We start from the raw sequence: 22,688 nt of genomic DNA, 5'->3' as shown, positions 1-22,688 counted from the left end.
CCCGGACGGTCAGAGCCATACTGCGCATTCGTTAGGATAAATGCTGCATATCTTCGGTTTTCTCTGCCTTGTTGCGGTACTGTCGGGGGGACATTCCTTTTCGCTGACGAAACACCCTTTCAAAATGCCCCAATGTATTAAAGCCGGAGACGTAACAAATTTCGGTAACAGGCAGCGCGGATGCCTGAAGCAGCGATTCAGCGAATTGCATTCTGACATTTTGCAGATAACGTTGAAAAGATTGCCCCACGGATTTCGAGAAACACTCGCTGAAATAAGTAGCCGAGTATTGGGCCTGGCCAGCTGCATCCTCCAATCTCAAATCCTCACGGAAATGGTGATGAATGTAGATCAGAGCCTTTTGCAGGTTTAAGTTGAGCTGCCGATCTCGCGTCCCGTTCGTGGGCTGGATGCGATTTGCGGCGCTGCCACGATACAGATCCACCAACAGCCGCTGAAGCGTAGCCCGGATCACGATCTCGCTGCCTTCCCGCCAGGCTCCGTTCTCCTCCCTCATCCGTTCATAGTCGGCGAATACCCCCGGGAGCCGCTTCTCCTCAAGCTGTGCTTGCAGCAGAAGTTTCCCGCCGAATAACCAATGGTAGACGTTATCATCCATCATAGCCTCGGTGAAAATGACATTATAAATTTCAAGTGGTTCCTCTTCCAAGGAAACCAGCTCATGAAAATCGGCTGGCGTCAGCAAGAAGATGGTTCCGGAAGACAACGGATACGAGGAACCGTTGAGCCTATGCTCGCCTTTTCCGGAAACCACATAACTCAGCTCGTAAAATTCATGCCAATGCAGCGGAATCGTCCCCGGATGAATGCCGTGGAACACCTGAACAGGCGCGTGGGGCTGCAATTGGTAATCCTCATTGGTTAGCCTGGGAGGCTGCTTGGTTGCCACTTAAGACGCCTCCTTCTCGCTTTTGATTTTTACAATAATTCCAACACGGATAAGAAAAACAGGCTAGAATCCTCTTCGAGCGATGTCCTGCCGGTGCGATTCGGCCAGCCTTGCGAAGTATCGAATGATGAAATCCCTGAACAGTACCGCAGTATGCATGAGGTATCGGTCCTCGGGCCAAGACAAGGAGATTGAGCGTTTGCACCAGCTTTCTTCGAGCCGCAGTTGGACGACATCCGGTCCGGTTGATCCGCCCCATGTAACGGCTGGCAGGAAGGCAACACCCTGACCGGCTCGAATTAATCCTCTGACGGTGGCGGGATCGTCGCTCTCAAATCGGATATGGGGGATAAATCCGGCAAGGCGGCAAAAGGCATCGGTTGTTTCACGCAACGATTTTCCCGGAGGCAGGGTAATGAAACTCTCTTCCTTAAGCTCCTGCAAGCTGACATGGTTCCGATCCGCGAGCGGGTGCCCGGCGGGAACGGCAACCACGATATCCTCTTCGAGCAAGCAGACCGACGCTGTTCCCTTTGGTGGTGTTGCGCCATCGGATAGGCACAAATCGAAGCTCGGCATACCTTCGAATGACGAAACATGCTGCTGTAATTGAAACTCTGCATTCGGCCATTCTTTGCGGAAATCAGCCAATAGATCCGGCAGTAAATGCGAGGAGACGCGAACATCAAGCGTGATGGCGGCGGGGACGCTGCCATTAGCATCCTGCAGCTGCAGCTTTCCATCCTCCAGCGCTTGCAGCGCGATATCCACTTGATGCAGAAACAGCTTGCCGTGCTCGTTCAGCCGTATCGTTTTACGCTCCCGTTTGAACAGCTTGGTTCCCAGCTCGGCTTCAAGCGACGCGATCATTTTGCTAAGTGCCGGCTGAGAGATATGTAGGCTATGGGCTGCTTTTGTCATGTGCTGCATGCGGGCGGCAGTCTGAAAATACTTTAATTGCAACAGTTCCATTCCGATCCCCACTTTCCACAATACATAACCTGTAAGTTATTATTAATATAATTCAATATATATTAGGGTTCATGAAATATACAAGATATAATAGTCTCAAATCGTAAGGATAGGGGACAATCAACTTGATCGTACAGATATTATCAGGAAAAGTTGCAGGCGAAAGATTAAAAGGTTCGTATGTATTCCGGGGCATCCCTTATGCAGCCCCGCCAATCGGTAAGCGAAGATTCAAGCCTCCGGCACCTCCGCTCTCCTGGCCGGGCGTGAGGCAGTGCAATCAATTCGGACCCATCGCACCGCAGAAGCATAATCCGCAAGGCTGCATGCCGGAGCTTGTGCAGTCCGAAGACTGCCTAAACTTGAACGTGTGGACTTCAGGTGCAAGCGATAAGCTAAAGCCAGTCATGGTCTATATCCATGGCGGCGGTTTCGTATCGGGCAACGGAGCGGAGTGTGATGGATCACGATATGCAGCAGAGGATGGAATCGTCTACGTATCGATCAATTATCGGCTTGGTGCGCTAGGTTTCTTATATTTGGGAGGAGTGCTGGGCAAAAAGTATGAAACCTCCGGTAACAATGGAATGCTGGATATCGCTGCTGCCCTCCAATGGGTCCAGCTTAATATTGCTGCTTTCGGCGGCGACCCGTCACGCGTAACCGTCATTGGCAACTCTGCCGGGGCCAAGTGTACCGCCACCCTCTACGTGATGGAAGCGGCACAGGGCTTATTTCACCGGGCCATTGCCCAAAGCGGCGCAACGCAGTCGATACGGGATTGCCAAACCGCCAATGTCACGACTCACCGGCTGCTTGAAGAGCTGGGGTTATCGCAAGCGCAGGCGCATCAGCTGCTTGAACTGCCTGCGGAGAGAATCATCGAAGCGCAGTCGGCGATCGGCTCCGACACCTCGCGCAGTCTGCATATGTTCGGCCCGGTTGCCGACGGCCATGTCATTCCGTTGGATCCGCTGGCGAGTCTAACCGGGAACGCCGACCTTCCACCGCTGCTGATCGGCACGAATGAGAATGAAGCGGCTATTTTTATCCATAACGATCCCGTGCTTCAGTCTCCGGCTTTCGAGACGCTCGAACGATTCTTCGGAGGGAATGCCGCTGTGGCGTGGAATGCTTATGCTCGTTATGAGCAATCGATGGCATCGGGTGAAGCGTGGAGCAAAGCATTGACCGAACATCTCTATACGATTGGAGCGATGCAGTTCGCAGAAGCCGCGGCATCGTCCGGAACATCGGTATGGATGTATCGGCTCCAAGGCGGCGGCTCGCTAGGCGCGATACACGGTTATGAAGGCAGTCTCATCCATGCGGTGGTAACCCGCAATCCTATGTCCGAAATGCCCACCAATGAGGATCCGTATGCTGTAGCAGCCGAGAGCTATGCGCTGGCACGCGCCATGCGGGAAGCATGGGTTGCATTCATACAGAGCGGAGACCCAAATATCCGTGCGCTGCCGGTTTGGACCGTCTATGGGAGCGGGCACCCCACCATGGTACTGGACCAAAACTGCTGCGTTCGCTATGACCTGCCGGTTCCGGCTGGGATCGGCGTTCCTCATCAGGTTTGGAGGATAGTCTGATGCAGTTGGTCGATATTGCCCTCGTTATGGTGCTGCTCGGACTCCTTCTCGGTTTTGTAGGTGCAGGCGGCTCAGGTTTCATTATATCCATCCTGACCGTCGTATTCGGTTATCCCATTCATACCGCGCTGGGTACCGCACTCGCGGCGATGTTCTTCTCGTCACTTTCCGGTTCTGTCAGCCATTACCGGGAAGGGAACATGACACTGAAGACGGGGGCCATCGTCGGCTTGGCCGGTGCGGCAGGGGCATGGATCAGCTCGGGCTGGTCCTCGCTGATTCCCGAGGATAAGCTGGGCTTCATGACATCCGGCATGTTGTTCGCCTCTGGACTAGCCTTATGGTTCAGGATGCTGTACGTCTCACGTCGGTCGAAGGCTTCCGGGGACTCGGTGCCACCCGTCATCCATGGCTTCCGATACTGGCTGCAGGCGCTGCTCATCGGACTCATAACCGGCGCCTTATCGGGGCTGTTCGGAATCGGCTCCACCCCTTTCATCCAGTTAGGGCTTATGCTGATCCTCGGCATGTCGATGCGTTTTGCCGCAGGCACGACCATGCTGGTCATTATGCCAATCGCACTGGCTGGAGGAGCCGGGTACTTCTCGATCGGGTACCTGGATGTTCAACTGCTCGTCGCTGTTGTGATCGGTACGATGTCCGGCTCGTATGTGGGGGCAAAGTTTACGAAGCGGGTACCCGTTGTCTGGCTGAAAACCTGCATGGTCCTCACCCCAATGATTGGTGCTGCCATTCTATTGCTGTAAGGACCACCCAACTGGTGGCCCGAACCCCCACAGAACCCGGCGCGCGGATTTCCCGCACCGGGACGGAGCGAAGTTGGATTGGATCAAACGCAAACAGGCCATAATCAAGATGAAATCGATACCCACTTTACAGAGATAAGCAGCAGGAAGATGATTGACGGTAAAACCGATCACGGATGTGAGTGTGGGAGCAAGGAAAATCTGAAGCGGATGCCTGAGCCAATTCGGATCCCGGTAGACCCACATGGCGATCACCATGGCTGCGATTTCGGGCAGGATGAACTCATGATTATGACTAAGTTCCGAAGCCGCGGCCATCAGGATAATCATGGCGAAGGCCATCGTGTAAGCCAAGAGATTTTTCCTTTTCTTCGTGTTCATGCATCCTCCCCTTATTCCGGTAACACTTCTGCGCTTTCCTCGTAATGAGAGGTGTCTCCGTACAACTCGATGAATGGATGAGAATCATGAAATACAATTTTGCTTAAGCTCGCTGAAGGAATATCCGGCAAATTCCCCATGTCGCTCAACTGCATTCCGGAATAATGGTTCATTAACGTTTTTAAGGTCATGCGGTGGGTTACGATCAGAACGGTTCCTCCTGGGCAGCTTAGCAGGATTCTTTCCACAGCGATTACCGCCCGATCCAGCAGCTCGGGATAGGTCTCTCCCTGTCCTGTTGGACGGTATAAATGAGGCTTATGCAAAAAATGATCAAACTCAGCGGTATGCTCATTCTGTATTGTTGGTACGTCTTGTCCTTCCCACAGCCCCATGTGAATTTCCTTCAGTTCATCTAATATACTGATACTTTCCGATGTGCTTCCGCAAATCATCTGGGCCGTTGTCAACGCTCTCGGACTGGGACTCGAAAAAATCGCATCAAACGTAACCGTCTGTAACCGGTCACGCAACCGTGCAGCCTGCCGTCTGCCTTCAGATGTTAACGGTGAGTCCATATGCCCCTGCATCTTCTCTTCCACGTTCCACTGGGTCTGGCCGTGTCTTACGAAATAAATGGTGGTGGTCGTCATGTTGCTCCCTCCTTTGTTGGTAATTGAAGTATACGTCCGTAATGTATAAAATAAAAATATATGTTTTATATTATGTATCAACAAAATGTATAGAAGGTGATTGGATTGTCTCTCAATCTGCATGCATTGATGCTGTTCTATAACGTTGCTCTTGCCGGAAGCGTTACCGAGGCCTCCAAGAGGCTGAATATCAGCCAGCCTGCCATCTCTGCCCAAATTCGGAATTTTGAAAAACAGTACAACGTCATTTTATTTGAGAAAAAAGGAAGAAACCTGGTTTTGACCTCTTTTGGCCAAAAGCTGTTTAAACCCACCGAAAAGCTGTTTCTTCTCGAAGAGCAAATCGAAACCATGATTAAAGACTATCATAAACATCCGCAGGGAAAACTTCGGCTCTCCGGAAATTACCTGGCGACCAGCGTTCTGATCCCCAAGTGGGCTTCCTTATTCAAGCAAAGGTATCCGAAAGTGGAAGTGGAAATTACGACGGTGAATTCACAAGTTGCACTTGAAAGATTGACGAATTACGAGGCGGATATCGCCATCTTTGGAAATAGCGAAATTACAAATCAGAATGACCATTCCCTCCATTGCCTGGAATTATATCAAGACGAATTCAAATTTGTGGTTGCGCCAAATCATAAGTATGCCAACAGGCAAATTTCCATGGAAGACATGGTGAAAGAGCCATTTATTATGCGGGAGGAAGGCAGCACGACCCGAAAGAGGCTCCTTGAGCTGTGCAGCGTTCAAGATGTCAGCCCACCAAAGATCGAACTGCAATTTAACGGCCTTAATGAAACCATCCAGGCTGTGGTCGCCGGATATGGCGTCAGTTTTGTATCCTCTCTTGTGGCCAGTCCATTCATCAAACGGGGAGAATTAGCTAAAGTGGATGTCATTGGCGTCCGTTTTACCAACAAAATCGTGCTCTGCTCTCATGATAAAGATGATCTGGAGGGATTCATCCGCGATTTTATTTCGATCGCAAAAAAAGGCTAGATCCACGCTGAAATGGTCAATGGTCGTCTATCGATTAAAAAAGGAAGCCGTTTTTTCCGGCTTCCTCCAAATGGTACTATCCATTAATAAGCAGTGATTCTTAGCTCATCTCATCGTTTTGAACGACCAGTTTCTTTTCACTCGTCGTTACCGACGCCCCTCCATTTTCCACGTGGACTTTGACGAAATACTCCCCGCCTTCAGAGAACAGCGTTTTAATCCGGTAATTCCCATCCTGGTCTGGAATGGCAGTGATCATATCATGTTCGGCGCTGTCTTTTTTCCATATTTCGAATTCAACTTGCGCGGTATCGACGATTGGATCGCTTCCCTTCGTTATATGGGCATCTATGAGAATGGCGCGGCCGGATACGAGGACGTCTTGAACAGGATTCACTTCAACTTGCAGCTTTTCCGATTCTTTGGCTTCTCCCCCGCCAACGCCGGAACAGGCGGCAGAGATCAATAAACATACAATTGCAATCAAGGGCAGCACACTTTTTCTCACACGAATCATCTCCATTTCTCGTATAGTCCAGTCTCGTGGTGCATCCTAAGTATACAGAGACAAGTCATTAAGAAATAATATATTATATGTCCGATATATAAATAATAAGTATATATGGTAATGGAAGGAAGCTTTCAATTGCATCAGTAACAAAAAAAAAGAAGCCCGATTAATCGACTTCTTTTTGTACTTCCGATTATATTTCAAAAGCTAATTTGTATTATATCAAACGCTAAACATAAAGGTTTTCTAAATCGAAACTATAAGTAGGCGTGCTCCACAACAGTTCATGCTAACACACTCGTTCTACCCATCTTCGCCGATCATTTGCAGCTCAATTTGTTTCATTTCATAAAAATATCCCTGTTGCTCCATCAGCTCTAAATACGTGCCCGCTTCGATGACTCTGCCTTGGTCCATCACCAGAATCTGGTCCATCTCTTCCAAGCCGGTCAGCCGATGACAAATCAGAAGAAGCGTGTCGTTAACCGCTTGCGCCAACAGATGCCGAAAAACACGCTGCTCCGTAACGTAATCCAGTGAAGACGTCGGTTCGTCCAGAAGCCATAACCGTCCTTCTCGGAGCATCGCCCGGGCCAAGGCTAAGCGCTGCTTCTCTCCATCCGACAAGTTCTCCCCTTTTTCATATACCATATCGTCCAGGGACTTATTCGGCAGCTGTACTTTATCCAGCATAACCGACAACACCTGATCGGAATGATGTTCCTCATTCAACAGCAGGTTGTCCCGAACGGTGCCCCGAAAGAAATGACTGTGCTGCAGCACTACCTTTGAGGCTTGCCAAATGCTCGCTTCATCCAGTTCCTTAATCGAAGTATCATTTAAACGAATCTGGCCGTCTGTCGGTGTGCGCAGCTTGAGCAGCAATTCGATGAGGGTTGTTTTCCCTGATCCACTCGGACCGACAATAGCGGTTTTAGACCCCGGCGGAAGATAGAGGGAAATGTCCTTCAGCGCTGGACGCCATTCATCTTCATATTGAAATGAAACACCGCTTAGCTCAATGGAAACGGCTTTCTCGACGGAAAGGACACCGCTTGGCTGCGGCGGCTGCCTATCTGCGGCAAGAACCGTTTCCGCAAGCCGCTTAGCCGCATGTTCGCTATCCAGCTTATAAGCGGGCAGTGTGGCCATTGGCGCAGCTTCTTCAAACACCGTAAGCGAAGCCATGACCAGCATGGCGAGAAACACGCCGGCAAGCGAGCCGTCCATAATCAAAAAGGCGCCAAGAATCAGTACGCCCCACGAAATCAGATACGTTACAAAAACATGCAGTGATTGCCCGCGCAGCAAATGCCGGGCTGCCGCTTGCTGTTCCGCTGCCAATGCGGCGGAGGTACGCTGCAGCTGCTGCTCGCGCTTGTTCATTTGCCCGTATACTTTCAAATCGCGGAAGCCGTAAAGCAGTTCGGTCACTTCTGTGGAAAGCGCCGCTCGCTCTTGGCGAACGCGACCATATATCCTTCTCTGTCCAAGAAGAACAAGTGCAGGAACCACAAAAGCCGTTGCCAGCATCCCCAGCACAAACAAACAGGCAATCCAGAATGAAAAGGCGGAAGTAAACAAAACCGTAGCCAGAAAGACCATGACAACAATGACAGGCGGATAGGCGACACGCAGAAAGTAATGTTGTAAGCTCTCTACATCCCCAACGATCCGTGCGAGCAGTTCTCCGCTCCGTTTTTTGCCCAATATCCCTGGCGTCAAAGGAACAAGCTTGGCAAAAAAGGATGTACGCAAACGGCTGAGCAGAGAGAATGTCGCCCGATGGGAATACAAGCGTTCCGCATAGCGGCTTGCCGCCCGCAGCAGACCAAGTATTTTTACCAGGGACGTCAGCACAATCAAGGTATAGAGCGGCGGGGCAAATACAGTCTGGGAGATCAGATACCCGCTTGCGGCGAAGAGGCATACACCTGCGATGCCGGCAACGAATCCTCCAATGATGGCGATGGCAATATCCTTCCGTTCCTGAATCATCGCCTTGGTTAAAATAGCCAGCTCATTCATGCGAATCCCCCTTTCCGCTGGACATCCACCATTTCAGCATATTGGGGCAGACGCGCTAGAAGCTCATCATGGCGCCCGCTGTCCAGCAGCACTCCGTTGTCCATAAACAATATTCGGTCGGCATGCCGTATCGTGTACAAGCGGTGCGCCACGGTAATCATGGTCGCCTTGCTTGCAAGCTCGGCAATGGACCGCTGTAAGACGCGTTCGGTGTGCAAGTCTAATCCGACGGTGGGTTCATCAAACAAAATAACGGCAGGCCGCTTCAAAAAAGCACGCGCCAGCGCTAGCCTCTGCTTCTCGCCGCCCGACAACCCCCGGCCCCCTTCGCCGACAAAGGTGTCATAGCCCTGTTCCAACTCGGCTGCAACCGCAGCTAGTCCGGCGGCCTCCGCCGCCTGCACGACTTCGCCCCTGGAGGCGTCCCTGCCCGCACCAATCGCAATATTGTCGGCAAACGTGCCGGCAAAAATATACGGATGCTGGGTAATGTAGCTAACATGATCAAACCAGTGAGCCTCATCGTACCCCGCAAGCGGACGTCCGTTCACCAGCACTTCTCCCGACGTCGGCCCAAGCAGCCCGGCAATCACATGCAGCAAAGTGGTTTTACCGGATCCGCTTTTACCGACAATGGCGATTTGCTCCCCTGGTCCAAACGACATGGAGCCGGCTGCAAGCTCGAACGAATCCGGCGCATACCGAAACCGGACATCCCTCAGTTCGATGGATGGCGGCATCCGAATCAAACCCAAGTCGGCTGTCTCAGGCTTATCCGCCGTATCCATCTGATCACCCCAGTTTGTTCTGTCCTTTTTCCCGGTGCCCTCTTGCCCATCTGTCACTGCTCCTGCTTCCCTTGTTTCAGTGAGCATCTCCTCTACTTTTCGGACAGCCCCCATGCTGGTACGACCGCTATGAAAAGCAGTTCCCGTGTTTTTTAGCAGGCTATAAAACTCGGGCACCAGCAGCAGGATCAAAAAGGCAGCGTGGAAGGAAAGCGATTTGAAAACCAGCAGCTGCAGCGCCAGCTCAAGCGCCACAACGCCAATGCTAAGCATAACGATGGATTCCAGCATGAAGGTGTTGGTAAACGCAATCCGTAAAATGCCCATCGTTGCATCCCGATAGCCCAGGCTGCTGCGTTCAATTTCCTGTTGCTGATGATCTGTCCGACCAAACAGCTTGAGCGAAACCAGCCCTTGAAGAGAGTCGAGAAACGTACCGGAAAACTCGGCCAGCTGTGCGAATTTCTCCTCCGATTTGTTCTTCGTTTTCAGCCCCACAAGCACCATAAAAATCGGGATAAAGGGGGCGGTAACCAGCATAATCAAGCCGGAATTCATATGCTTAGTAAAAACAATGACCAGAATCAGGACGGGAATGATGGCGGCTTCTATCATACGCGGCATATACTGGCTGAAATAACTGTCCGCCTCATCCACCGCATCCAGCGCCACACTGACCTTTCCGCCCGTTTGTCCACGAAGCGTTGAAGCTACGGAAGCATGGGCCAGCTTACGCAGCACCGCTGCTCGCATCTCCGTCTTGGCGCTTGCGGCCATGTGCAAGCCAATGATCCCGTTTCCATAAGACAGCAGCGTCCGCGCAGCCATCACAGCCAGCAATGAGCCAAGTATGACAACAACCGACGAAAAGGAAGCCCGCTGCACAAAAATCCTCTGGACCGCTTCGGCGAGCAGCGCGGCCTGGCCTGTCATGGCTGCACCGAGCGCAAGCGACATAATCCCCAAGAGAATAATACGTTTCCTTTGTGCGGACATTTGCTGAGACAGCAGACTGGTTTTCCCCTTCAAGTAACTCCCCTCCTTTATACCAAACCACTGCAAGGTACTCCTAAATGAAGTGATACCCACGCACGATTATTATTTTTTGCCTTTTACATAATCCGCATCAAACAGGAATAGCCTGAAGACCAGTATAAGGGACGGAATCAGCAGGCAGAGGCCGCCGATAAAGGCCGCCACAAGCGCAGCACCCATCGACTCATGCGTGGCCCCGCTTTGAATGGTAATGTACGGATCCAGAATATAAGGATATTGACCGATACCGTATGCAAAAAATGCACAGAAAAATTGCAGCATAACACAAATAAAAGCGAGTCCGTAGCGGCGACCTTTGTACAGCAGCCAAATGGCTATCATGAAAAAACCAACGGAAAGCGCCAGCAGCCACCATAAATCCATCATGTTTTGAAAATGCCGCTCATTATGTTGACTGAGGAAAATAAATGCCGTGAGCGCGGCAATAATGGTTGGCGTACTCCAGAACAGGGCATATGTCCGCACCAGCTTTAGCGCTGGCTGATCGTCCGCCCGGGAGGCGTAGAAGGCCAGGAACGATCCGCTTATAAACAGCACCGATACGATGGCCAATGCAACGATGCTCCACGACAACGGACTCGTCATCAGTGTCCAATATTCCAGAGAAACAGCTCCGCCTCTATCCACAATAAAACCGCCTTCGGAAAGCGTTAATGCTACCGACAAGGAAGCCGGAATCAATAAACCTGTGGCCCCATATAAAAACAGATACACGATATTTTCTTTGGAGCCGTAATTTTCAAAAGCGTAAAAGGAGCCACGGATCGCCAGCAGGATAATGGCGATGCTTCCCGGTATAAGCAGCGCAGAGCCATAATAATAGGCCGTGTCCGGGAAAAACCCGACGATGCCGATAAAGAAAAAGACAAAAAACACATTGGTAATCTCCCAGACCGGCGATAAATAACGGGATATTAATCGATTGATCAGGTGGTCCTGCTTCGTCAGACGGGCATAGAAGGCAAAAAAACCAGCGCCGAAATCAATGGAGGCTATAATTAAATAGCCGTATAAAAACAGCCAAAGGACGGAGATGCCTATCAACTCGTAATGGATCATACCGGCTCACCCTTTCCCGTGGATTGATCGCGTTTCTCTTTCACGAACTCGTCCAGCTCGGCTTCTGCCGGTTTGTTACGGAACAAACGTCTCAGGACAAAGACACACATGGTCCCAAGAACAATATACAGTAGCAGGAAGAGGAAAAAGAGAATCCTCACATTCGGTGAAGTCGTAGCCGCCTCCTCTACGCGCATATATCCGCGGATAATCCACGGCTGCCGCCCGAGCTCCGCATAGAACCAGCCCATTTCAACGCCCAAAAATGCGAGAGGCGCACTAAAAACAATGGCCCGAAGCAGCCACTTGTTGAGCTCATTGCGTCTCTTCCAGAACAAAAACAGGAAATACAGGACCGCAATGGCTAACATAACAAAACCGATCCCGGCCATGAAATCAAACAAATAATGGACAAGCAGAGGCGGCCTTTCATCAAGCGGAAACTCCTCCAGCCCCTTTACCTCGGCATCAAAGTCCCCAAAGGCCAGGAAGCTGAGCGCTTTCGGAATATGGATGGCTCCCATTACCTTCTGCTCCGCATTAAGCCAGCCCAGTAATATCAAATCCGCACCGCTTTCCGTTTCAAAATGCCATTCTGCAGCGGCCAGCTTCTCCGGTTGATGCTCCGCCAAAAACTTGGCCGACATATCCCCGGCTAAGGTTGTCAGCAAGCTGAACACCAGAACAACCGCCATCATGAGCTTCAATGCTTTCTTGTAATATGCCGAGGGCCCTTTTCTCAGAATAACGTAGGCTGCGATTCCCGCCAGCAGGGCAGCTCCCGTCAAATAGGCCGAGGTTAGTACATGGAATACTTTTGAAGGCGTCGCCGTATTCAACATCGCTTGCAGCGGGTTAACCGCCGTAAAGTGGCCTGCCTCCATGACAAAGCCTCCAGGCTGATTCATGAATCCGTTCACCGTCGTAATAAAAACAGCGGACATGCCTGCCCCGGCAACAATCGGAATCGTCAGCAGCCAATGGATATACGGGTTGCGGAACCGATCCCACGTGTACATATATATCCCCAGGAAAATGGCTTCAAAAAAGAATGCAAAAACCTCCATAAATAACGGGAGGGCGATAACATTCCCCGCCACTTGCATAAAGTTCGGCCAAACAAGCGCGAGCAGCAAGGAGATCGCCGTTCCAGTCACCACGCCAACCGCCACCGAAATAACGAATCCTCGCGTCCATCTTTTGGCCATGAGCATGTAATGGGGATCCTTCTTACGTATACCGACAAATTCGGCAATGGCAATCATTAACGGAACACCGACGCCAACCGTGGCAAAAATGACATGAAACGCCAAGGTTAGCCCTGTCAGCCATTTGCTCCACAGCACCGTATCTATAACCACGAGATACTGCCTCCTTTCAAACCCTGTTCATTCGTTGATCGGGATTGACCCTAATAAGTACATACCCGATATTTAAACGTTATTATAACGAAGCAATGTCTCAAATGAATCACGAAAGCCTCTCGTTCAACAAACAATCGTATCTTTCCGACAACTCGGTGAAAAACAAAAAAATCACTCCATCGAGTCATTGTACTATTAACCGATGTATGGTATTTGAAGCTGCATGCTTATCTACTCATACACTCGATAAAAAGAAAAAGTCCCCGTAAATACGGGGACCAGGCACTCTTCTTTGAATGAAACAACTGACTATTCTGCAGGTATAACCGTAGATTCTCTCACGATAAGTTCAGGGTCAATCCGAACATTGCCCCCGCGTTTCATCGTACCATCCATACGCTTCAGCAGCATTTCCGCTGCGGCAAGCCCAATCCGGTCAGTAGGCTGCCGGACCGTTGTCAAATGTGGGCGCAGCTTGGATGAGATATACTGATCGTCATAGCCGACAATGGCTACCTGTTCTGGAATCCGGATGCCTTCTTCCAGAAGAGCGTTCATGACCCCGAGCGCGATATTGTCATCGCCTGCGAATACGGCGGAAGGAAGTCGCCCTTCCTGCAGCCATTTGCGGCAAATATCATAACCAAAGTCGATTTCGAAATCGCCCGTAATCATTTCGAACGGCGCCAGGCTCTTTTCCTTAAGTGCCTGCAGAAAGCCGCTTCGGCGTTCCCTCGTACTGCGGAACATATCCTGCCCGCTTAAATGCGCAATGGAAGTATGGCCGAGATCGAGCAGGTGCTTCGTTGCGGTATAACCGCCTTTGTAGTTGTCTATGGTGACGGAAAAAGCGTCATTATCCGGCTTCTGGTTGTCAATCAGGACATACGGGATATTGCGCCGTTTCAATTCCACGATATAGTTGTCTTCTTCCATTGGCGAGAGCAGAATCAGTCCGTCCACGCGGTCTTCCTGAATCAGATAATGGGCTTCGTCAGAGCCTATGCCCGTAGAGACCGAAATGGCCAGGAAATAACCGTGAAGTGCCAGCACTTCATTCAACTCCTTGACTACAGCGTCGAAGAAGGAGTCCTGAAGGGTGGTCACGATCAAACCGACAATCCCTGTCTTACCGCGGGCTAAACTCCGAGCGGCAGCATTAGGACGGTAATCAAGCTCCTTGATGGCTTCCAGAACCTTTTGTCTGTTTTTCTCTCGAACAGATTCGGCGCCGTTTAAGACACGTGAAACCGTTACAACGGACAGGCCTGATTTTTTTGCTACGTCAAATATACTAACCTTCATTGTTTATACTCCTTGCGGCGGATTTTCCGTACGTTTACATTGGCTTAACACTAGTATACATGGACGGAGGCCTGGCCGCGAAGCTAAATTAACAGATGCACCGCCCCTTTCGGGGCGGTACCATAGTCTGCATTAACGTTTGATAATTTCCATGACTTTTTTCTGAATCGTTGGCATCACTTCTTCAACGGTCTTGTGTCCGGTATCGATCGGCTGCATTTCATTGATGAACATGTCATTGATTTGCGAGTAGTTGGTAATCAAGTGATTATAGGATTCAAAGCCGTATTTCACAGCGCCTTCATAAACCTTTTTCACATCTTCCGGATCGATGCCCTCAAAATGCTTGTAATAAGCTTCAGCTGCCTTCGTATTGACAGGTGGATTGCCGCCGCTCAGGTCAATGGATTTTTCCTGAACTTCTTCGCTGACCAGATATTTGATCCATTCAAAAGCTTCCTTCGGATGCTTGGAACCTTTCAGAATAAAGAGTGGATCGACGAACAGCACGCTGCGGATCTTGTCGTTGCCGCCAGCAGGAACTGCAGCCACGCCGACCTCGAACGGAAAGTCATTGGAGCCTGCAAGGCTCCAGGAGCCGCTGACGGTCATGCCAACCTTGCCGGTTACGAATGCATCGCCATTTTGCCCGGCTACGCTCTTACTCCATTCCGTCGTCGGGGAGACCTTATCCTTCAAAATCAGGTCAAACAGTTTATTGTAGGTTGCCATCACTTCAGGAGAATCAAAATGAGTCTCCGAAGGCACGCCGCCGTTGGTCCAGGTATCCTGGGAGTAAGGCTCAACGCCGAAATACAGCGGGCGCATATCGCGTTCGGACCATGTGAAGTCGACGCCATACTGTGTTTTAGCGATATCGTCGGATACATGCGTCATTTTCTTGGCTTCTTCAACCATTTTGTCAAACGTCCAGCTCTTGTCCTCGTAATCGCTTGGAGGATAAGGAACATTGGCAGCATCGAACATGTCTTTGTTATAGAGCATGAGGGTCACATACATATTGACCGGAATCCCGTATACATGGTCTTTGATGGTATAGATGTCCATGAGGTCTTCCGGGATGCTGTAATCGGATGCCTTAAAGCCGTCTTCCTTTATAATGTCGTTCATGTCAAGCAGCATATCTTTGTTGAAATATTCCGCAAAGCCGCCGTAGCCATAGTGGCTTGTCACGTCAGGCGATTTACCGCCAGCGATCAGCGTTTGCAGTTTGCTATCAAACTGCTCGTAAGGAGCCTTTTCTATTCTGACCTTGATGTTAGGGTGTTTGGCTTCAAAGTCCGGAACCAGCTTCTCAATAAAAGTCCGGTCTTCCGAATCCATCGTGTAATGCGTAATGGTTACTTGCTCGCCTGAAGAACCGCCGCTGTCGCCTTTGCCTTCGGGAGCCACTTCTCCCGCTGATTTGCCACCGGTGCAGCCGGACAATGCCAATACGACGAGCATGCTGAACGCAAGCAGAAGTGCATAGGTCTTTTTAATCCTTCTTTTTTTCATGAACTACAGTCCCCCATATACTCAAGTTTGTTTGCCGCCGCTGCGGCAGGGTCTTCACTTGATGCCTGTAAGTACAATTCCTTCAACAAATCGTTTCTGGGCTATCGCAAATAATGTGACAATCGGCAGCATGGCGAGCACGGAGGCAACCATGAGCAGATGCCACGGCGGAATGCGAAACCGTGACGAGGTGAAGGAAGACATACCGACCGGAAGCGTAAATTTATCCGATGAGCTTAGGTAGAGCACGGGTGTCAGCAGGTCGTTCCAGCTGTAAATGAAGGCAAAGATGGCAACGGTTGCAAGTGCTGGACCAGACAGAGGCAAGGCAATCCGCCACCACATCCGCAGCTCGCTGCAACCGTCCATGCGTCCAGCGTCAAACAACTCATCCGGCAGCGTGGAGAAGAACTGGCGCAGCAAAAAGATGTTGTATGCCGAGCCGAAAAATGCAGGTACGATCAGCGGCAAGAACGTATCGATCCAGTTCAGCTTGGAAAAAAGAATGAACTGCGGGATCATAATCGCTGGATAAGGAAGCATCATGGTGCTGAGCATCAACATGAACCACAGGTTGCTGCCCTTGCCCCGGTATCTGGCAAAGCCGTAGGCTGCCAGCGCCGACGACAACAGAGTGCCGACCACGGTCAAAGTGCCGATAATGAGACTGTTCATGTACATTTGGCCGAAGTTTAGCGTTTCGAAAATTTCCTTGTAGTTGCTCCACTCCCAGGAATCTGGTAAAAAGGTTGGAGGAAACTTCAGGAGTTCCTTCTTCGATTTCAGCGAGGTCGAAACCATGAAGAACAAAGGCAGGAGCATGAGAAAGGTAGTAACCACTAAGGCAATAAAGCTGGCAATGCTTACGACATCGATTTTGCGCCGGCGTTTATTCGTAGAAGGTGAAGCCGAAGGACTGGCTGTCGGAATGGTTCTCATTTGCGTCCGCCTCCTTCATAGTGAACATAACGGTTCGAGAATTTCATAATTAGTGCCGTAAACAGCATGACAACGATCAGCAGAACCCACGCGAGAGCGGATGAGTATCCAGCCCGGTATTCTTTGAAGGCGCTGGTGTACAGGTTGTAAACATAGAACCATGTCGAGTAGTTAGGACCGCCCTGGGTCATGACGTACGCTTGCGTAAATACCTGGAAGGAGTCAATGACACCCATAATCAGCTGGAACAACAGCACCGGTGATATCATGGGGAGTGTCACATTCAGAAAAATCCGGAAGCGCCCCGCACCGTCAAGCTTGGCGGCTTCCACGAGACTTGCAGGCACGCTCATGAGTCCTGCGAGGAACAGAATCATGCCTGAACCTACTGTCCAGAAGGACATAATCATCAGAGCGTAAAGCGCATAATCCGGACTCATAAGCCAGGACGGGCCACTGATGCCGAACCAGGACAGAACGTAGTTGAACAGACCGATCGATGGATTGAAAATCCAGTACCACAGCAGTGACATCGCCACGCCGGATACCATGCTCGGAAAATACATGGCGGTCCGGAAAAATCCACGGAACGGTATTTTCGTATTGAGCAGGAGCGCAAACCCGAGTGCCAGCAACAGTTGGATCGGTACGCTTATAAACGTATACCGCACCGTTACCACAACGGATTTCCAAAACAGATCATCTTGAAACATTTCGGTGTAGTTCGCCAGGCCGACATATTTCGGTGGGTGGATAATGTCATAGTCCGTGAAACTGTAATAAAGGGATGACAGAATCGGATACAAGGCAAACACCAGGAAACCGATAAGCCATGGAGCGATGAAGAGGTACATGTATAACGTCTGCCGTCGGCTTTCGCGATGGGTCACGGAAACACCAACCTTTCTTTTTATTTTGAAAATTATAACGCTTTAACTTTCAATATAAAGTTTCCCCTGTTTTCAGGGTTTCATAGGATGATGTATGTATAAAAGTTAAAGTGCTTTAATTTTCATATCCGGTCTGATGACATTATCATAGAGGATGATTTCTCAATTATCAACTGTTTTTTTGGAAAAATGAAAGCGCTGCATTGATTGCCGCTGCTGAAACCATTTGACGGGAAGTCTGCCAAAGACTGATACAGAACGGTTTGTAGCCGATATCCAGACTCTGAAACATCATGAAATTTTTGGTTGGGGAAACACCTACGCTGGAAGGTAATAGCCCCCCCTTCCAAGATCAACTTACACAGAGGGAGCAAGTTTTGCTCTACTCATCATTTGTCACGGATATACCTGCAAGAACAACAAAAAACCTTCAATGATCGAATGACGATCATTGAAGGTTTTTTGTTTCCCGAAGACTACCACCCTGCAGTTATTTTACTTGCGAACAACCGTATAGCCTTTATCCTTAAGCAGCTTCACAATGCCATGCTCACCCAGATAATGAGCTGACCCTACCACAATGAAATACTCTTCGTTTTTGCCGTTTTTCAAATATCTGTCGATTTTGTCTGCCATGCCGATGTTGCGGTCGATCAGCATCGCTTTGTTATATTCCTCGTCACCCGACATGCTGTTTGTTAACTCGAGCAGCTGCTCGTCATTGCCTGTTTTCCACATTTCGGCCATCTGGTTCACACTCTCGTCCAGTACGTCGAAGTTATCGAGGGCGATATTGAGGTTTTTCTCCTGCAGCTCCTTGGAGAAGCCATCAAACATACCCAGCTGGGATTCGTAGGATTCCAGCTCCAGAATCGGAACTTTGCGTTCGATGGCCTTCTGGATGAAATACAGGTCGATCCCAGCTGATGCTTCGTACCCGGCTTTTACGGATTTCAGACTACTGATCGTGGTTTCGGCAACCCAAGGCTTGAATGCATCGAGTGCATTCGGCTGCATGCCACTTTGCTTCAGAATTCCGCCAAGCTTAGCATAGGTCTCACTGGATACATGGTCCTTCAAGGTTGTCCCATCCTGATACATTCCCAGATCCATGATCAGTTTCTGCTGCTCTTCATCAGCCGCTTTGCTGATATCAATTTCGACACCGAGATAGTCGGCCTCGGCAAATGCTTCTTCAAATTCCGGACGTAACGGGTAGAAGCTATCATCCGCGATATGCATGGAACCTACAAGGTACACTGTATTCCCGTTGCTCTCCACTTCCCACATGAAGCCGCGGCCGCCAGCTTGTGCGGTTTCTGTTTCCTTGGAAACCAGCAGAACGGCGCGAGTTTTCGCATCCCAGCTAACCTTATAACCGGCAGCGTCCCCAACAACTCGAATTGGTGCATAGGTTACGCCATTGATTTGTTTCAGCTTACCTTTTAGGGTAATGGTTTTGCCATCCACAACGACATGGATCGTGTCATCTGCTGTACCCTTCAGTTTCACGTCCAGAGCCTGAAGCGTTGTTCTGAGCGGAACAAGCGTTGTGCCCTTATCTATAATCGGTGTGCCAAGCGAATATTGAACAACTTGGTTATCCACTTTTACTGCCGGCTGTTGTTGTGGGGCAGCCATGGCAGGTACTGCCGAAGCGAGCAGCCCAACCGAAATCGCGAGGGACAAGAGCATTTTTTTCCAGTTTTTCATTTATGTAATCTCCTTTATTTTCAATGTGAGTTGATAGTTTGCGCCATACCGATTTGACACCCTTTGTCTTCCGCTTTCTTACTCCAGCAACTCACAACTCTTTCTATGATATCATAATTAGAAAGAAACCCGTGAATATCTTTTACTATTTTATGCAATAACTTGCCCTCCGAAGGTTCGCGGCATGCTGCATTTCTTACATTACGAACTGGCTGCCTCTTTAATAAAAATAACCCCGAATTTTATTTCGGGGTTGTTGTAACAGGTATATGTGACGCTCATTCGTTAATCGTTCGCCTTGTCAGTTCCTTCGCTTGGGGTCTCTTCATAAATAATGGGATACGACTGACTTCCAAGCAGCATTCTCCGCCCCTGGAACTCATCATACAGGTTGATGCGAACAGTCCCTCCGCTTACATTTTTGCCGAAGTTGTTATTCAATGTAATGGCGTATGATTTATTGCTGCCGATGGTCAAATCGGTGCCGAGTGTCAACGCCTTCTCTGTGGATTGTCCGGTCGGGTCAATCATCTCCATGATGAGCTTGTGTTCATATTCGCCTGTCTCGTAATCGCCATCTCTGGAGAGGTTATAATGAATGACAGTATCAAGCCGATCCTTCCCTTTGCTAAGCTCAGCTTCCCCTCTCGTTACGGACAGTCTGTACGGGAACAATTCCACATTTCCTAAACTCGCTCCCGGATCTATAGCTCTAGGCCTTAAGGCTAATCCCATGGTATTAATCGATCCTGTTGATTCTTCCCCTAAAGCTGTCAGTTTTCCGTCGGCCACACCTTCGCCGATATAAAGCACAAGTTCTGAAGTATTCACATTCAGCGGAAGCTTGCTCCAAACCGTAACCAGATTTTTCCCATTCGGACTTGTCTTGTCGGTCGATTGATTGATTTCAGCTTCAAAATACTCGTTGTCCGGTGTCTTGTAGTACGCCACCAACTGTGCCTGCCTGGAGTAACGTGTTTCCTGACTGGTCATCTCCAGTTCCGTATACATCAAATTGGAGCTGCTTCCCTGGTAAACCGTAGACATGCGTTCACGGATTTCCGCTTTCTTGCCTGGAGTAGAAATACGGTATGATTCGCCTGCAGCGACCTGATTCATTACATTGTTGAGCGCTTTGGTATTGAGCGACAGAAATTTCGTGACCTTCTCTTCTGATACTTCCTGCAGCTCCATTCGTAATTGATTGAAATTATAGGAATATGGCACCTTGGCAAGCACATACATCTCTACGGTTTCATTAGGCGCCAAGGTCGTTTGATCCGTTGGCACCACGATTTGAGCCGTACTGCTCAAATCACGCATATCGGCCTTAACCTTGGCTTTTAGCTCAGGCAGCTGTACGGTCGAGTCTTTGGTGTTGCGAATACTAATCCGGGCGGCAATTTGATCGCCGTCTCCCCAAGGCAGCCGTTGATACAAGCTTAGCTTTACGCCGAATGTTCCATGACTGTTCTCCATGATGTTCTCCAAGCCCAGATGGCTCTTCTCTTCCTGAGCATAAGGAATTTTATAAAAGGCCGTCGGGAAACGGATCTTCCCTTCCATAGCAGGCTCCATTAATTGCAGCTGCAGCATATTCTGTTTCATGTGCAAGGGTACATCTGCCTCGAGATCAATAAGTTTCTCCTCCAGCGGCTTCAACGTAACATTCTCAAACGCCTTCGTATTTACCGGTATGCTGTAACCCTCCGCAGTCCGGATGGAAAGTTCGTAAGCTGGCAGCTTCACTGATTTTTGACCGAGATTTTTAACGCGGAATTGAAGGCTCCATTTCCCGGTATCATTCTCAGCAAATACGGAAGCACTCTTCAATTGCGTTTCAATCGTACTGTTATTAATGGATATTTTTTTGACGGCATTATTAGCCGCAGGCACGTCAGCGCTAACGGCAGGAAGCTTGAAGGTTTTTACCGGGAGCGTCATTTTCAAACCTTCGTCTTCCTGGGTGAATTGAATCGTCAAATGGTCCGTTTTCAGATTGGAAGGCACCTCAGCCAGATAGTATATCGTTCTTTTCTGCCCTGGCTGGATCTTAAAGCTTCCTCCTGTATCATCCTCAGGCACAAGTTCGATCACCGAGCCGCCGACTGACTTCAGTTGTGCTTTAAATCCAGGATCGCTTAGTACCCTCTTTCCTCCGTTTGCGAGATGAACCCCGACCTTCATATACACTTTTCCATTATCTTTCATTCGTTGCAAACTTTCCGCCTTGACCGTAACGGGCAGCTGTTTCATCATAACCTTTGCGCTTTTGCCTTTAGCAACAGCAGGCTCGGAAGCTGCCGCAGAAAGTTTGAACGATTGCACCGGAAGATTTATGTTCAACTCTTTGTCTTCTAGCGCGAGCTGCAATGTCATGCCATTCGTCTTCATCGTGGAAGGAACCTCTGTCCAATAGTAGATGATTCTGCTCTCCTGAGGCTGGAGCTTGTAGCTGGTGCTGGCTGAATCAGGCAAGAGCTCGAATACCGAGCCGCCGGCCGATTTTAGATATGCTTTATATCCGGGATCGCTAAGTACCGTGGTTCCTCCATTCGAGAGTTTCATCCCCAGTTTTATATATACTTTTCCATTGATTTTATACCTCTGCGCGGTATCTGCCTTGGCCGTAACGGAATAATTATTCATCTTAATCTGCTTGCTCTTGCCTACAGGAACTACAGATGAATAATGGGCAGGAATCGTGAAACCACCCAGTCTTTTATCATAAGTGGGGCTGCTAAAATCCCATCCGAACATGGAGACCTTAATTCCGTTTATCTGTGACGATTTTCCAATATTCACATAGTACGTTACGGATTGACTGCTATTTGCATGCAGCGTTCTTTTACCAGCATCACTCGTAACTGCTTTTCCTTTTACAATGGCGCCACTCGGCGTGGAAACTTTGGAGAAATAGTCGATCAGATCTATTCTATTGTTACTACGGTTACTGTAATGAAGCGTGTATACCAGAATATTGCCGTCAGGCGCAGTCATCATATCCATCCCCGTCAGCTTCACACTGACGTTTTGCTTCAATGTGACCGAACCGAGTTTATCCAGTGTGAACATAGAAGCAGCTGCAGCAGATTTGGAACCGGACGCATTAGCTGCAGATGCCCCATATGTATCCATGGCAACGAATTGACTCAACACCGCAGCGCTGAGCATCATGGTCATACATATCTTTTTTGGCCTGTACATCAATGTACCTCCTGATAAAAATAA

At 49.5% G+C, this 22,688-nt stretch carries 18 protein-coding genes; 3 read left to right on the top strand and 15 right to left on the bottom strand.

Translation table 11 applies throughout. The features are described 5' to 3' along the window. Positions 1 to 31: 31 nt before the first annotated feature. Together NYE54_RS04080 and NYE54_RS04075 are read right to left on the bottom strand one after the other, a co-directional pair. Entirely contained in the window at positions 32 to 910 is an 879-nt protein-coding gene (locus NYE54_RS04080; protein ID WP_339270223.1) for an AraC family transcriptional regulator, read from the bottom strand. A 63-nt stretch (positions 911 to 973) separates the two neighbouring features. Then, positions 974 to 1,882 (bottom strand): LysR family transcriptional regulator, encoded by a 909-nt coding sequence (locus NYE54_RS04075; protein WP_339270221.1) that lies wholly within the window; start codon positions 1,880 to 1,882, stop codon positions 974 to 976. A 125-nt stretch (positions 1,883 to 2,007) separates the two neighbouring features. Here NYE54_RS04075 and NYE54_RS04070 point away from each other — a divergent pair, with 125 nt between their 5' ends. Next, entirely contained in the window at positions 2,008 to 3,483 is a 1,476-nt protein-coding gene (locus NYE54_RS04070) for a carboxylesterase family protein (protein ID WP_339270219.1), read from the top strand. Further along, positions 3,483 to 4,250 carry a sulfite exporter TauE/SafE family protein gene (locus NYE54_RS04065; protein ID WP_339270218.1) on the top strand — a complete coding sequence of 256 codons (768 nt, stop codon included), beginning with the start codon at positions 3,483 to 3,485 and terminating at the stop codon, positions 4,248 to 4,250. Before NYE54_RS04070 ends, NYE54_RS04065 begins: the two co-directional genes overlap by 1 nt. Here the strand turns inward: NYE54_RS04065 and NYE54_RS04060 are convergent. Continuing rightward, positions 4,239 to 4,631, bottom strand: a complete 393-nt coding sequence (locus NYE54_RS04060) for a hypothetical protein (RefSeq protein WP_339270216.1) — start codon at positions 4,629 to 4,631, stop codon at positions 4,239 to 4,241. The two genes, NYE54_RS04065 and NYE54_RS04060, sit on opposite strands and share 12 nt — an antisense overlap. Before the next feature lie 11 nt (positions 4,632 to 4,642). Then, positions 4,643 to 5,284, bottom strand: a complete 642-nt coding sequence (locus NYE54_RS04055; RefSeq protein WP_339270214.1) for a histidine phosphatase family protein — start codon at positions 5,282 to 5,284, stop codon at positions 4,643 to 4,645. A gap of 105 nt (positions 5,285 to 5,389) precedes the next feature. On the opposite strand from NYE54_RS04055, the gene NYE54_RS04050 reads away from it, so the two are divergent. After that, positions 5,390 to 6,286 carry a LysR family transcriptional regulator gene (locus NYE54_RS04050; RefSeq protein WP_339270212.1) on the top strand — a complete coding sequence of 299 codons (897 nt, stop codon included), beginning with the start codon at positions 5,390 to 5,392 and terminating at the stop codon, positions 6,284 to 6,286. A gap of 100 nt (positions 6,287 to 6,386) precedes the next feature. On the opposite strand, the gene NYE54_RS04045 is transcribed toward NYE54_RS04050, so the two are convergent. The 11 genes from NYE54_RS04045 to NYE54_RS03995 form a co-directional block, all read right to left on the bottom strand. Then, positions 6,387 to 6,794 (bottom strand): FixH family protein, encoded by a 408-nt coding sequence (locus NYE54_RS04045; protein WP_339270210.1) that lies wholly within the window; start codon positions 6,792 to 6,794, stop codon positions 6,387 to 6,389. Positions 6,795 to 7,100: 306 nt separating this feature from the next. After that, positions 7,101 to 8,825, bottom strand: coding sequence for a thiol reductant ABC exporter subunit CydC (gene cydC / locus NYE54_RS04040; protein WP_339270208.1), 1,725 nt, complete (start codon positions 8,823 to 8,825; stop codon positions 7,101 to 7,103). Beyond that, positions 8,822 to 10,642: a thiol reductant ABC exporter subunit CydD gene (gene cydD, locus NYE54_RS04035; protein WP_339270206.1), complete on the bottom strand. Its 1,821-nt coding sequence runs from the start codon at positions 10,640 to 10,642 to the stop codon at positions 8,822 to 8,824. Before cydD ends, cydC begins: the two co-directional genes overlap by 4 nt. 69 nt (positions 10,643 to 10,711) lie before the next feature. Beyond that, positions 10,712 to 11,728: a cytochrome d ubiquinol oxidase subunit II gene (locus NYE54_RS04030; protein ID WP_339270204.1), complete on the bottom strand. Its 1,017-nt coding sequence runs from the start codon at positions 11,726 to 11,728 to the stop codon at positions 10,712 to 10,714. Beyond that, the gene (locus NYE54_RS04025; RefSeq protein WP_339270202.1) at positions 11,725 to 13,089 is read right to left on the bottom strand and encodes a cytochrome ubiquinol oxidase subunit I; all 1,365 of its coding nucleotides are present in this window, start codon (positions 13,087 to 13,089) and stop codon (positions 11,725 to 11,727) included. The genes NYE54_RS04030 and NYE54_RS04025 overlap by 4 nt, the downstream gene beginning before the upstream one ends. Positions 13,090 to 13,401: 312 nt before the next feature. Next, positions 13,402 to 14,397: a LacI family DNA-binding transcriptional regulator gene (locus NYE54_RS04020; protein ID WP_339270200.1), complete on the bottom strand. Its 996-nt coding sequence runs from the start codon at positions 14,395 to 14,397 to the stop codon at positions 13,402 to 13,404. Positions 14,398 to 14,529: 132 nt separating this feature from the next. After that, positions 14,530 to 15,915, bottom strand: coding sequence for a sugar ABC transporter substrate-binding protein (locus NYE54_RS04015; protein ID WP_339270198.1), 1,386 nt, complete (start codon positions 15,913 to 15,915; stop codon positions 14,530 to 14,532). 54 nt (positions 15,916 to 15,969) lie between these two features. Further along, complete coding sequence (locus NYE54_RS04010; RefSeq protein ID WP_339270196.1) at positions 15,970 to 16,854, bottom strand: carbohydrate ABC transporter permease; 885 nt, start codon at positions 16,852 to 16,854, stop codon at positions 15,970 to 15,972. Then, positions 16,851 to 17,744, bottom strand: coding sequence for a sugar ABC transporter permease (locus NYE54_RS04005; protein ID WP_256720821.1), 894 nt, complete (start codon positions 17,742 to 17,744; stop codon positions 16,851 to 16,853). Before NYE54_RS04005 ends, NYE54_RS04010 begins: the two co-directional genes overlap by 4 nt. Before the next feature lie 495 nt (positions 17,745 to 18,239). Further along, positions 18,240 to 19,457 (bottom strand): TraB/GumN family protein, encoded by a 1,218-nt coding sequence (locus tag NYE54_RS04000; RefSeq protein WP_339270193.1) that lies wholly within the window; start codon positions 19,455 to 19,457, stop codon positions 18,240 to 18,242. Positions 19,458 to 19,742: 285 nt separating this feature from the next. Continuing rightward, a complete protein-coding gene (locus NYE54_RS03995; RefSeq protein ID WP_339270191.1) occupies positions 19,743 to 22,664 on the bottom strand; it encodes a hypothetical protein in 2,922 nt (973 codons plus the stop codon). Positions 22,665 to 22,688 lie beyond the last annotated feature (24 nt).

Origin of the sequence: Paenibacillus sp. FSL K6-1330, assembly GCF_037976825.1 — a bacterium.
Classification (GTDB): Bacteria; Bacillota; Bacilli; order Paenibacillales; family Paenibacillaceae; genus Paenibacillus_AQ.
Note: the sequence above shows the minus strand (reverse complement) of the source record. Positions and strands in the feature narration are given on the sequence as shown.